We start from the raw sequence: 12,402 nt of genomic DNA, 5'->3' as shown, positions 1-12,402 counted from the left end.
TCATGCTATGGCGATAAGAAAGAACTTGAATCCAAGACAGATGGACTTGCAGCCAGAGATGCGTGACATCTTGATGCGCAATGGCATGCAAGCCCATATCATAGCCAACGGTGACGGTTATCAGTTAGTGGTACAGGGACATGACTCCCCACTGCTGACCTATAACCTCACCGAGAAACAGATGTTGGCATTGACCGATTGGGGAACCAACTCTGCCAACAAGAAGGCGTACAATGTCTTTACCAGCATCATCGGCAAAGACTTCTATATGCCGAGAAACCTTGCCCATGCAAGAAATGCCAATGGAAGAGTGGCTATGGGACTGCATGGATATAGGATTGGTACTGGAGAATACGGACGGTTAGGATGGAGTCCAGAGTTTTTAGGTTGGACACCGAGAATGCAGGACGGCTATCATCTACGCAGAGTCGGAGGACAGATGTTCTATGCAGGAGCACCAATGGTAGCGGAAAGACCAGACAGAAGGCTGAAACCAGGAGAGCTAACCTCTGGAGGCTATGGCTTTTACTATAAAGGACAGCAACAAGTAGCATCACAAGCAGATGTATTACAAAACCTGCAAGCCGTGATGACACCTGTAGAGACACGTCCAAGAAGCAAAGAGCCAGCCAAACCCTACAAGGAACTGATAAGCTCACCTGTATATTTCTCCAACGATCAATGGCAGGAATGCCTGTCTTCACACGGTATCATCATCGATGAGAAGGCAAAGACACTCACCATCCAATCAGAAAGCACCAAAAGTGATATGGTGTATGACTTGACCGACGATGAATTGAAGGCATTGACCAACAATTCTGTCAAGCAAGTATCTGTAGCCAAACGACTGGATATATTGAATAATGTCATCAAGGACGATTTCACCGACAAGATAACGATGGATATGCTCAACAGCAAGGAGCGCATCCATATCGGTTTGCGTCCAGAGGTGCAACAGGAGTTGGACGGCAGGATGCAGTTGCAATCTACCGTTGAGCCACTGCAAGTGCAGCAAGAACCTATGAACAATAAAGTAGGTATTGTGGATGGGCAGGACTTGGACGAGAGCAAGGGGTGGTTCCGTGAAGTCATGCATGGCAGAGAAGTAACTGTTGGTGAGATACGAGTGGAGCCAGCGGAGCAAGAAGGCAAATTCCGCATGACAGCCATCATCAACGGTGAGCGAGTAAGCCACGAGATAACGCAGAAGCAGTATGACAAGTTCATGGCAGTGGATGACTACCATCGCATGAAACTTTTTTCCAAGATATTCGGTGAGGTTGATATGAAAGACCGCACCAGTTTGGGAACCAAGATTGGAGCTGCACTGTTAGCAGGATTGGGTGTTGCTGCCGAAGTAGGCAGTGAGCTACATCGTCCACATGGCGCACCTGTAGTGATAGTTGACCACCATCATGGTGCAGCACCTGCGCCACCTCGTCCCTACTTCAAGCCAGGAGTAGATACGCCAATGGATGTGGCGGCGAGAAACTTTGAGGCTGCCATGAACCAAGAAGTATTGCATCCTCACATTGGGAAAGGACTATAACGGAATACGCTTATGGCAAACAACGAACTGACATATAATGATTTCTTACAGCGTCTGAACATACAGGAGCTGCTGGTGGACGCAGGCTATCAGTTGAACAAACGAGATGGATTGCGCTATCCGTCGTATGTAAAGGTGGACAGTTATGGACAGCGAGTGAGAGGCGACAAGTTTATTGTCACAGGCAATGGCAAGTGCTGTTTTCAGCCACCAGAGCAGAAGAACTACAACGTGATAGGTTTCATCAAGGAGCATCCGACACTGTTTGACGACTATAAGCCAGGGATGTCATTGGACAGACTGGTGAATGTGGTATGCAACAGACTGTTGAATAATCCCATTGATGTGCGTGAAAGCAGAGTGGCAGAACCCAAGCGAGAAGCCAAGCCCTTCAACCTGTCAGACTATGACATCTTGCGTTTCAACCCAAGGGAAAAGGACACCCAACGGAAACACTATCCTTATTTCAAGGAAAGAGGCATCAACATGGGGACCCAGTTCGCCTTTCACAAGCATTTCTTCTTGGCGACCAAGCGTCGAAATGACGGATTGAGCTTTGCCAATCTCGCCTTTCCACTATCCTTGCCGTCCAAGCCGGACAGCATCGTTGGATTGGAAGAGCGAGGCAGACCGAGACGAGAGGACGGCAAGGCATACAAGGGCAAGGCGGAAGGAAGCAACAGCAGTGAAGGATTGTGGATAGCCAACCTGACCGGTAAGCCATTGAAAGAAGCCACAAATATTCTATGGTTCGAGAGTGCCTACGATGCTATGGCAGAGTACCAAATCAATCCAGTGAAGAACGTGTATGTCTCGACCGGAGGTACACCGACAAAGGGGCAAATAAAGGGAATGCTGGAAGAGACCCGAAAAGCGAACCATTATTTGGGCTTTGACAAAGACGAGGCAGGACGTGGCTTTGTGAAGAACTTCAAAGCAATCGCTAAGGAAATGGGATTTACAGACTTCACGGTGCAAGCCTTTCATCCTTTGGGACAATACAAAGACTGGAACGATGCCTTGCTTGGCAAACGAGACCAACGGTTGATAGACCAAGGAGAGATAGACTTCGACTATTTCGAGTTCGCCAAGGCGCAAGAGGCTGAGAGGCAACAAGAGCAAGCCAAACAGAAGGAAAAAGAGGAACAGACATCGGGCTTCCGCAGATGAAGCATGGTGTCATTATCAAAAAGGAGAACTATGCAGCAGACATATCGGTATAGAAACATCATCATCAAGCCCCATTGGATGCAGTTCGTCATCAACGAGCTGCACTTGCTTGTGCTTATAAGCGTAGGCTTTGTATATGCAGGTATTGATGATGCCGTTCTCTCCACTTTGGTGTTTGTCCTCTCGCTCTTGCTTTCCCTATGTTTGGCATATCGAATGGTCTATCTATGCAGGATGCGGTACATCATCAGTAACGAACAATTAGTGTTTGAGCATGGCGTGTTTCATCGTGAAGTAGATTATCAGGAACTATACCGTGTGGTGGATTTCAACGAAAGTCAAACTTTCATGCAGCAACTATTCCGATTGAAAACCGTGTGCATATATTCTGGAGACAGAACGACACCAAGGCTTGACATTATCGGAGTACCGATGAAGGAAAACTTGGTAACAACTATCAGAGAACGAGTAGAAACCAGCAAACGCAGGAGGAGCATCTATGAGATTACAAATAGGTAAGATATGGTTGATGGCAATTATCGGCATAGCAACGGCATCGGAAGCCAAGGCACAATTGGTGTCATCCAATCCCTTGGAATGGATGGCATTGGCAGAAGGCAATGAACTTATCAACAGTGAGATTGAAAAGCAAATCAACGGACAGACCAAGACGGCGTTGTTGCAGAATACAATGGCTGCTGAGTTTAACCAGATACACAAATGGGAGAAGAAATACAACAGCTACTTGAAATCAGTGAACGGCTATGCCTCTTCGCTGAAAGCATGTACCCATCTGTATGATGATGGCGTGAAGATTTTCATCACGCTCGCCAAGTTGAAGACAGCTATTGCCAATAATCCGCAGGGCATTGTGGCAAGCATGAGTATGAATAACCTGTATATCGAGACGGCAACGGAATTGGTATCGGTTTTCAATCTATTGAACGATGCCGTGGCGAATGGTGGCACAGAGAATATGCTGACAGGAGCAGACCGCTCCAAGACCTTGTGGGCATTAAACGACAAACTATCTGCTTTCCAAAAGAAGCTCAACAAACTGTATCTGAGCATCCGCTACTATACAATGAGTGATGTGTGGAACAATGTCACGGCAGGGATGATAGACAGAAGTAATGGTGAGATTGCTACGCAAGCATTGGGGCGGTGGCAGAGAGCTGCCAAAGTCAGTACACCATAATAATATAAAAACATTTGAGTATGAGAACATGGATATTTTGCTTTGGCATAATGTTGCTTTCCGTCTGCAAGGTGCAAGCCCAGAACGACCCTGTGTTGGCAGGAATGATATACGCATATACAGACAAGGCTGAAAAGGAGTTGAAGAACCAGGAGAAGGTGATGCTGATGCAGACCACTGGTCATATATGGTTGAAAGAGGAAGTGGAAGGAACCACCAATCTGCAACGAGAGTTCAACAACTACTTGGACTCGTTCCGCTCCATCGTGGTGTATGCTGCACAGGTATATGGCTTCTATCACGAGATAGACCGACTGGTGGATAACTTGGGAGGATTCACCAAACAACTGGATAAACATCCGAGCAATGCCCTTGCTGTGACACTGTCAGCCAAGCGCAACAAGATCTATCGGGAGTTGATTATGGGCAGCGTGGAGATAGTAAATGACATCAGGCTTGTATGCTTGTCAGGCAACAAGATAACCGAGAAAGAACGAGTGGAAATCGTTTTCGGCATCCGCCCCAAGCTGAAGGTAATGAACAAAAAGCTGCAACGGCTGACCAAGGCGGTGAAGTACACCTCGATGGCGGACATCTGGGCAGAGATAGAGGAAGGTAGCCACGACAAGGCTGACAAGAAAACCATCGTGAAGGACTGCATGAACAGATGGAAGCGAAACGGAAAGATCAAATAACAATAAAAAGATACGACTATGAGTATATGGGCAAAGATAGCAAAGTATGGCGGCAGTGCCTTGAAAGGTGCAGGTAGTGTCGCCAAGCAAGGACTGAAATCTGCAAGCAATACGGCTGTGCATCCCACCCAAGCACTAAAAGGCGCAGGAAGTGCGATGAAAACAGCCGCTGTGGGCAGCGCAGCAGGATATGTGGCATGGCAGAACCTTGTCAACGACAAGAGCATGGTGGAGATAGCCAGTGATGTGGTGGTAGGAAAAGACACCACGGAGAAAATATCCGAAGCTGTGGAAGACGTGAAAGGACTGAAGAACAAGGCTGGAGAAGCTGTGGATGCTGTGAATGGTGCCATGGGCGACATCAACAGCAAGTGGAGCGGAATGAGCAACTTCTTCCGTGGCATCTTCGGAGGCAACGGACTGGAGATGTTCGGCAACTTCTTCAAGAACTTAGGGAAAGGAAACGTGTCGGGACTGAGCCTTGCAGGACTGGTAACAGCAGCGTTCCTCACTTTCGGACGTTTCGGATGGCTTGGCAAGATAGCAGGAGCCATGCTCGGCATGATGCTCATCGGCAACAATTCCAATATCAAGAACATTGTCAGTGGTGATGGCGGTCAAGGAAGAAATGCGAACGAAGCAGAAACGACCACACGCAGTGGCGGCATGAAACGATAAACATAAAAACGACAACAACATGAGATATACAGAAGAAATGATGCTGCAATCAAAAAGCGGCTTTTGCATGCCCTTTGAGGAGCGAGGCAAGGATGTGGAACTGACACTTGGCTATGGAAAACAGAAGCATCCTGTAACAGGAATGGTGTTCTTCCATCACGGATTGGACTTTGAGGCAAATCACTATCTGCTGTCAGCCTTGGCAAGCGGAACGGTATCGGGCATTGGCAATGATGCGACACACGGCATCTACCAAGTGGTACGCTACGGCAAATATGAAGTGACCTACGCCCACCTTGCCAACGTGTTCGTGAACTTCGGACAAACCGTGAAGGCAGGAAACATCGTGGCATTGAGCGGTGACAGACTGCATTTCGAGGTGAAGTTTGACGGCAAGGAAATCAATCCGATTGATTTTCTGACCATGCTATATGGCAATGTGAAGGCAATGGAACAGACCGGTAAGACAGGTTTTCCTGAGTTTGAGACCTACGACATGAATATAGCCACACAGTATGACAAAGACCAGAAAGAGATAGAAGAATTGATGCTGCGCTTCATGCCATCGTATATGGAAGACCTGTATAAAGGTATGTATGTGACACCGCAACATGCAGAGCAGTCGCTAAGGAACATCTTTACCTTGTCAGCGGCGAAACACTATTTCTATGAAGCTATGCCATCCATCAGCAATCCGTTAGGCATCGGGCAGAGAGCTATGCCCTTGGCTTGCAAGGTGCAGAACTTGCTGATTGCGGATTTCTTGAACTATCTGGCATTGCGGCATGGCATCTATCTGTCCACATTGAGCGAAGTTCTAAAAAAAAACTCCATGACGAAGCCATAAGGACGAGTGGCATCATCGACCCGCTTGCTGAACTGGACATCGATGTGCAGAGCTTTGATATTCCAAGGTTGGTGAGCGTCTATCCCGACCGTGCAGGAGTGAGATGGTGGACAAAGGCGTGGTTCAATAACCGAGAGGAAGGAGAATGCTCCGTGGAGATAGAACTGCAGCAAGCCATCCTCTTCATCCATGACAGAATAGAGAAGGACTCTTGGCTGGAGGAATACTTTCCAAAACAGATGGAAGTGTATCACCAAGCCATCGAGCAGACAAGAGAACAGATATTAGGTCAACTAAACGTAACGCTATAATGAGTACTATCAAGAACCCTACACGCTTTGCCGAACTGGAGTATTGCCTTCAAGGATATTTTGACGGCAAGCTGGCACCTGTGATGAAACAGGTGCGAGATGACTTGACTCACAAGCAACTGGAGGAAAGAGGCAGATACCAGAGCAGTTTGGCAGGAGTGCTTGCTTCTGCCAATCCGTATGCCGACAACACCGAGTTTGTTCTAAAGCAAACAGGCAAATGGAACAGCAAAACCACGGAGGACTATCTAGCGATGTGCAACCAGAAGATATGGAAGGACAAAAACATCGTGAAGGATTTGGCTCTTCTTGCTGGCGAGTGGCGCAATGCCGTGGTGAAGGAAATTGGACGAAGCAAATATGACGCTTTGTCGAAAGCCTGTGGCGAGGATTTGGCATACGCATACGTTGCACAAAGGATGGAAGACCTGATGATTGGGAAGCTCGTCAAGGACAATACACCCAAGTCAACGATGGACTACATCTTGCGAAAGGCAGCACAAAACAGCATCTGGGGACTGCAAGAAGAACTGATGAAGTCACCATTGACGGCAGAGATAGAAGCTCGTGGCGAGAAAGCCTATAAGCCAAGCAAGACGGAGAAGTTTGCTGGAAGGGCTACCGCCTCGGTAGTGGATGCCGTGACTATGGGCGGTATCGGTAGTTGGAAGTCATTGGCAACTTTGGTGGGGAGCGACATGGCATTGGGCTATATCCTCGATTCCAAGAAGGGAAACGCAGAACAGCGGAAAGAGCAAGTGATGGAACTGAGCATCAGCAAGGGTGTGTTCGGACAAAACGGCAATGCCTTCACTGGTTTTCGCTCACAAGCCAAGAAAGTGAATGCCACCGACAATGGCTATTTCAAGACGCTCAACAGCAAACTCCATAATAAGATACATATTCCACAAAAAGCATTTACGCCTATGGCATGGACAGACAACAGTTTTAAGTTTCCTTTCCAAAAAGAGCAAGAGAAACGGAACGATCCGAAATACAAGAATGTACCGCTGATAGTGGCACCCGGCAAGGAAGATGCCTATCTGGAAGAGAAAGCCAAGCACGACGCAGCCAAGGTTGCAGAGGCAGAGCGCATCATCCAAGAAAAGAAAGAGGCAGAGGCGCAACAAACAGAAACTGATGAACAACAGCAAGCGCAATCAGAGGAAGAACTTCAAGACCAACCTGAAAATGATAACAGCAACGGTTGGGAAGGGCTGTTGAAGAACTTCGGACTGAATGGTTTCAGCGACATCGGCAATAACCTCGGCTATGTGATAGCCATGTTGCCCGACATCCTTGTTGGACTGTTCACTGGCAAGACGCAATCATTAGGCTTGAAGGACAACATGATGCCGATAGCCGCCATTCTTGCAGGAATGTTTGTGAAAAATCCATTGCTGAAGATGACGCTCATCGGTATGGGCGGTGCCAATCTGCTGAACAAGGCTGGACATGAAGCATTGGCAAACAAACGGGAAAGCAATGATGGAAATGCTGTATCATACGATAATACAACATCACAAGCAGTGCAATATAAGTCCTATCCAGACGAACCGTTGAATCCCCGAATAGCCAACCCTGTGCTGCAAGGCAATTGCTTGGTGGCAACCATCGACCGAGTGCCATACACCATCCAACTGCCAGAGCATGTGGTTGGAGCATATCAAGCAGGAGCCTTACCACTCAACACCCTTGCCAATGCCGTGCTTGCCAAGAGTGACCAGATGAGACAGATGGCAGAACACAACTATGGCGAGCAAGAAGTGAGAAGTGTGAGAAACGAGGCGATGGAAAACGCAGAGCAGCGAGAAGTTATTCAACGTTCAAGATAATAAAAGAAAACGTAAAACAATCATACAATGAAAGAGAAAAGTCCACAAGAGAAGAATGCGGCAGAGCGTCAAGTGTCACTGATTACCGAGGCCCTGTCGAAAGCAGCCGACAACAAGGGTGTCTGGCTGAATGAGCAAGGAAAGCAATATCCACGGTTTTACCCAAAGGGAGCGGCAGTGAGTCCGTTCAATGCCCTCGTGATGGGATTGAACTCCGACAAGAACGGATTTTCTACAAATCTTTATACGTTATTTAGCGAAGCCAAGAAGCGAGACGAGTCTGTGATGGCGCATGAGAGAGGTGTGCCGTTCAACTGGTATGCGTGGAACAAGTATGTGAACCGACATAATCCAGAGGACATCATCAGTAGAAAGGACTACCAGGAATTGTCGGCTACCGATCAGACACAGTACAAGGGCATCCATAATCGGGAGATACGAGTGCTGTTCAACATCGACCAAACCATGTTGCTATTGAAAGACAAAGAAAAATATGAAGAGGTGGTGAAGGAAAATGTCGGTGCGAATGAAGACAAGGCATTGCGTAGCCAAGTAAATGACTTCATCCAGAAGATGAAGGAAAACCTGATGGCGGTGCGCAAAGACGGAAGCGGAGTGGCACACTATGACACAGAAAAAGATGCTGTGTATATGCCAAAGCAAGAAAACTTTGAGCATTATAGCGATTATGTGCAGGAAATGCTGCGCCAAGTGGTGAGTGCTACAGGACATCAACAGCGACTGGCAAGGGAGGGCATGGTGATGAAAAACGGCATTGCGCCATCGGAGGATGCCGTGAAGCAAGAGAAACTGGTTGTGGAACTGGCTTCGGGCATCAAGATGATGAAAATGGGTATGCCAGCCAAGATTTCCAAGGAGAATATGGGACTGGTGGACTACTGGAACCGTGAACTGAAAGAAAATCCATGTCTGATAGATGCCATAGAGAGTGATGTGAACAATGCCTTGGACGTTATCCGCAAGGCAGAGCGTGGCGAGAAAATAGAATATTCATCCTTGAAGAACGAGCAGCAGACCACCGAGATGCAAGCGCAGATGCCCAAACACTACTTTGTGGCAGATGAGATAGCCAAGCATCCTGACAGCGAGCAGAAGTTTGTGGTGATTGTAAGAGACAAGGAAAACAAGAGTGCCGATGTGGTGTTGCCAGCAGGAGCATCATTGGAAGTGAACAATGAAGTGTCGGGTATGAGCAAGCAGCGCATTGAACATGCCTTGCAGAAGGAAGGTTTTCTGTCTGTCAAGTTCTACAATCCCGATGGTGCATTAGGCTACCATCCTGATGACAGTTATTTCGCAGGAAAGGACATCACCGTTGCAAGACTGAAGAACTGGCAATTGGAAGACATATCCAAGATAGACGTGAGTGATGCCGTGAGCCAGAGCAAGCAGGTGGGCTTCGACCGCATACAGATGGTGCAGGATGACAACAAGCGTTGGGCGATGTATATCAAGCCCGAAGGACAGAAGGCTTTTTCCATCTATCCCGACAAGGCGGACTTAAACCGCTTCTTCACCACGCTGAAACAGGCGCAGGACACGATGGACAGCCTGAGGGTGGAACTGGCACAGAAATACTATGCGATGGCAGAGACAAAGCCTGACCTGAAGGTGGACTTGTTTGGCAGCGGTCAGCACAACGAGGTGGACATGAACCGCATACAGAAAGTGAACGTGTTCAAGGCAAAGAACGATGTCATTCTGTGTGCAGTCACCATTGATGGCGCAGACAAGTTGCAGCCTCGTGTGGTATCGCCAAGCCAATGGCAACGAATGTGGATTGCCGAAGACAAGAACGAGTACAAAAAGCATCTTGCTGCTACCCTGTTTGCTGACATCCTGCAGAAAGGACAGACGCAGGAGCAGACTGCATCTGAGAAGCAAGTTGAGGAAACCGAGGTGAAGCAAGAAACGCAAGTCTCCACCGATAAGAATGAGGAAGAGCATCGAGAATATCATGAGGAAGAGAACAAGCAAGCTTCCTCTGAGGAAAAGACAGATATTAGGGAAGAGAAGGATGTGACTGTTCAAAGAGATAATAACGCTACTGTGGAAAAGAAGGAAGAAACAAAGGGTAAGCAGAAGGAAGAGACCAAGGACTCTCCCATCATGAAGCAATGGAAGGAGTTGAAAGCCAAGCATCCAGATGCTTTGCTGCTGTTTCGTGTAGGTGATTTTTATGAGATGTATGAACAGGATGCCAAGCGAGGAGCGGAAGTGTTGGGGATAACATTGACAAAGAGAAACACCCAAGCAGGTCCCTACATGGCTGGCTTTCCACATCATGCCTTGGACACCTATCTGCCCAAGCTTATCCGAGCAGGAGAACGAGTAGCTATCTGTGACCAGTTGGAGGCACCCAAGCAGAAGCAAGAGGAGCAAAATACTGAGGAACAGCAGCGTTCTGGCGGTATGAAACGATAATAATGAGGATAAAGACATGAGCAAGAATCAGCAATATGCAGAAAGATATGCTGTCGAGGCGATGGAACAAATGAAGCGATATGGCATCCCTGCTTCCGTCACCTTGGCGCAAGGCATCTTAGAAAGCCGTAATGGACAGAGTGAACTGTCGCAGTTGGGCAACAACCACTTTGGCGTGAAGGCTTCGAAAAGTTGGTTGAAGAACGGTGGCGATTATCTTGTCTATACCGATGACAAGCCTAATGAGAAGTTCTGCAAGTATGCCACGGTGGGTGACTCATACGAGCACCATTCCAAGATATTGAAGAACAGCAGCCGCTACAGCCAATGCTTCAAACTCTCTCCCGATGATTACAAGGGATGGACAAACGGCATTGAGCGAGGCGGTTATGCCACCAGTGGAGGATATGCAGCCAGTTTGCAAAAGATTATCGAGATCAATGGATTACAGAAGTATGACCAACAGGTGATGCGAGAGATGAGGGCTGAGGGCAAGAAGTTCGGCGTAGAACAGAATGCAAGGACTTCAGCAACGGTATCGTCTTCGGTATCGACATCCAATAATGACGAAAAGAAGCAAACAGCATCTCAAACAACCAACGACAAATACTCATTCCCTGTGAAAAGGGACGAGTTCTTGTTTGTCACTTCTCCATTCGGTATGCGTCAAGACCCTATGGACAAAAGCAAACAGCAGATGCATAAGGGTATTGACATCAGAGCCAAGCATGATGCTGTGCTGGCTACAGAGAATGGCGGCAAGGTGGTAGCTGTGAGCCACAATGCCAATACTGGCGGTGGCAAGTCTGTAACAGTGGAATACGCAAGATCGGACGGAAGCAAGGTGCAGACCACATATATGCATTTGGACAGTATTGCCGTGAAGGTGGGTGACGAGGTAAAAGCAGGACAGAAATTGGGCGTATCTGGCAATACTGGAACGCGAACCACAGGTGAGCATCTGCATTTCGGGGTGAAGACCATATCGGCAGACGGCAAGACAAGGGACGTGGATCCTGCATCGTACTTGGCGGAGATAGCGCAGAAAGGCAATCTGAAGCAACAAGCATTGTATAACGGCAATGACCTGTTGGCAAAATACAAGGGAAATAGTTCGGCAGTGGACACGAGTCTGTCACCTGACGATTGGATGAAGAAACTGCTTTCATCCGAGGACGCAAGCACAGGATTGTCAAGTGCAGACCCGATAATGGGATTGGTGACTACCATGTATAGCAGTCTGCTTGCCCTCGCTGTGCAAATAGACAGTAAAAGCGAGGAAGAGCAAAAAGCGCAAATCTCAGAAGCTGTAAGCAAGAGGCAGGTGGACTTGAAACCGTTGATGCCGACTATGAAGGAGTGCGTGCTGAGCGTTGGCGACAATGGAAAGGCTGTGTTGCAAGCGGACAATGGCACTACCAAAGTGACGAGAGAGCTGACCAATGCGGAGTTCTGTAGATTGTCGCAAGTGTTGGGTGATACCAACCTGAGCAATGATGCCAAGAAAATGCGCATCGCTGGAATGGTGAATACTATCGTGCTGACGCAACAGGCATCGCAAAACTATGAGCAAGTCCTGGAACAGCAAGAAGGTCAAAGTCAGACAATGCAAAGAAAGTAAGATACTTGGAGGTTCCACATCTTGGTCGATTGAAAACGAATAAAAAAGTATTT

11 protein-coding genes are annotated in these 12,402 nt (G+C 47.8%); all 11 read left to right on the top strand.

Annotated elements, in window-relative coordinates:
- The first annotated feature begins 7 nt into the window (after positions 1–7).
- From KSW37_RS02785 to KSW37_RS02735, 11 genes are read left to right on the top strand one after another with little or no spacing between them, the layout of a single operon-like run.
- Positions 8–1,549, top strand: coding sequence for a hypothetical protein (locus KSW37_RS02785; protein ID WP_071122637.1), 1,542 nt, complete (start codon positions 8–10; stop codon positions 1,547–1,549).
- Between the two features lie 12 nt (positions 1,550–1,561).
- Entirely contained in the window at positions 1,562–2,719 is a 1,158-nt protein-coding gene (locus KSW37_RS02780; RefSeq protein WP_217313241.1) for a toprim domain-containing protein, read from the top strand.
- Between the two features lie 30 nt (positions 2,720–2,749).
- Positions 2,750–3,238 carry a PH domain-containing protein gene (locus KSW37_RS02775; RefSeq protein WP_071122635.1) on the top strand — a complete coding sequence of 163 codons (489 nt, stop codon included), beginning with the start codon at positions 2,750–2,752 and terminating at the stop codon, positions 3,236–3,238.
- On the top strand, positions 3,219–3,917 hold the full coding sequence (locus KSW37_RS02770) for a hypothetical protein (RefSeq protein ID WP_071122634.1): 699 nt from the start codon (positions 3,219–3,221) through the stop codon (positions 3,915–3,917). The genes KSW37_RS02775 and KSW37_RS02770 overlap by 20 nt, the downstream gene beginning before the upstream one ends.
- Positions 3,918–3,937: 20 nt before the next feature.
- Positions 3,938–4,612 (top strand): hypothetical protein, encoded by a 675-nt coding sequence (locus KSW37_RS02765; RefSeq protein ID WP_071122633.1) that lies wholly within the window; start codon positions 3,938–3,940, stop codon positions 4,610–4,612.
- A gap of 18 nt (positions 4,613–4,630) precedes the next feature.
- Entirely contained in the window at positions 4,631–5,290 is a 660-nt protein-coding gene (locus KSW37_RS02760; protein WP_217313240.1) for a hypothetical protein, read from the top strand.
- Positions 5,291–5,309: 19 nt separating this feature from the next.
- Positions 5,310–6,137, top strand: coding sequence for a M23 family metallopeptidase (locus KSW37_RS02755; RefSeq protein WP_071122631.1), 828 nt, complete (start codon positions 5,310–5,312; stop codon positions 6,135–6,137).
- A gap of 11 nt (positions 6,138–6,148) precedes the next feature.
- Positions 6,149–6,448, top strand: a complete 300-nt coding sequence (locus KSW37_RS02750) for a hypothetical protein (RefSeq protein ID WP_074027658.1) — start codon at positions 6,149–6,151, stop codon at positions 6,446–6,448.
- On the top strand, positions 6,448–8,283 hold the full coding sequence (locus KSW37_RS02745) for a hypothetical protein (protein WP_071122630.1): 1,836 nt from the start codon (positions 6,448–6,450) through the stop codon (positions 8,281–8,283). The genes KSW37_RS02750 and KSW37_RS02745 overlap by 1 nt, the downstream gene beginning before the upstream one ends.
- A 27-nt stretch (positions 8,284–8,310) precedes the next feature.
- Positions 8,311–10,728 (top strand): zincin-like metallopeptidase domain-containing protein, encoded by a 2,418-nt coding sequence (locus KSW37_RS02740; protein ID WP_217313239.1) that lies wholly within the window; start codon positions 8,311–8,313, stop codon positions 10,726–10,728.
- Between the two features lie 16 nt (positions 10,729–10,744).
- Positions 10,745–12,349 (top strand): glucosaminidase domain-containing protein, encoded by a 1,605-nt coding sequence (locus tag KSW37_RS02735; RefSeq protein WP_217313238.1) that lies wholly within the window; start codon positions 10,745–10,747, stop codon positions 12,347–12,349.
- Positions 12,350–12,402 lie beyond the last annotated feature (53 nt).

The organism is Segatella copri, from assembly GCF_019127135.1.
Classification (GTDB): Bacteria; Bacteroidota; Bacteroidia; order Bacteroidales; family Bacteroidaceae; genus Prevotella.
The sequence above is the reverse complement of the archived record's forward strand: the minus strand, read 5'-3'. Positions and strand labels throughout refer to the sequence as shown.

What these genes read in the sequence shown, in the direction of transcription:
- KSW37_RS02770 (WP_071122634.1), top strand. Translation starts at nt 3,219, where the DNA reads ATGAGATTACAAATAGGTAAGATATGGTTGATGGCAATTATCGGCATA.
- KSW37_RS02755 (WP_071122631.1), top strand. Translation starts at nt 5,310, where the DNA reads ATGAGATATACAGAAGAAATGATGCTGCAATCAAAAAGCGGCTTTTGC.
- KSW37_RS02745 (WP_071122630.1), top strand. Translation starts at nt 6,448, where the DNA reads ATGAGTACTATCAAGAACCCTACACGCTTTGCCGAACTGGAGTATTGC.
- KSW37_RS02780 (WP_217313241.1), top strand. Translation starts at nt 1,562, where the DNA reads ATGGCAAACAACGAACTGACATATAATGATTTCTTACAGCGTCTGAAC.
- KSW37_RS02760 (WP_217313240.1), top strand. Translation starts at nt 4,631, where the DNA reads ATGAGTATATGGGCAAAGATAGCAAAGTATGGCGGCAGTGCCTTGAAA.
- KSW37_RS02775 (WP_071122635.1), top strand. Translation starts at nt 2,750, where the DNA reads ATGCAGCAGACATATCGGTATAGAAACATCATCATCAAGCCCCATTGG.
- KSW37_RS02765 (WP_071122633.1), top strand. Translation starts at nt 3,938, where the DNA reads ATGAGAACATGGATATTTTGCTTTGGCATAATGTTGCTTTCCGTCTGC.
- KSW37_RS02740 (WP_217313239.1), top strand. Translation starts at nt 8,311, where the DNA reads ATGAAAGAGAAAAGTCCACAAGAGAAGAATGCGGCAGAGCGTCAAGTG.
- KSW37_RS02735 (WP_217313238.1), top strand. Translation starts at nt 10,745, where the DNA reads ATGAGCAAGAATCAGCAATATGCAGAAAGATATGCTGTCGAGGCGATG.
- KSW37_RS02785 (WP_071122637.1), top strand. Translation starts at nt 8, where the DNA reads ATGGCGATAAGAAAGAACTTGAATCCAAGACAGATGGACTTGCAGCCA.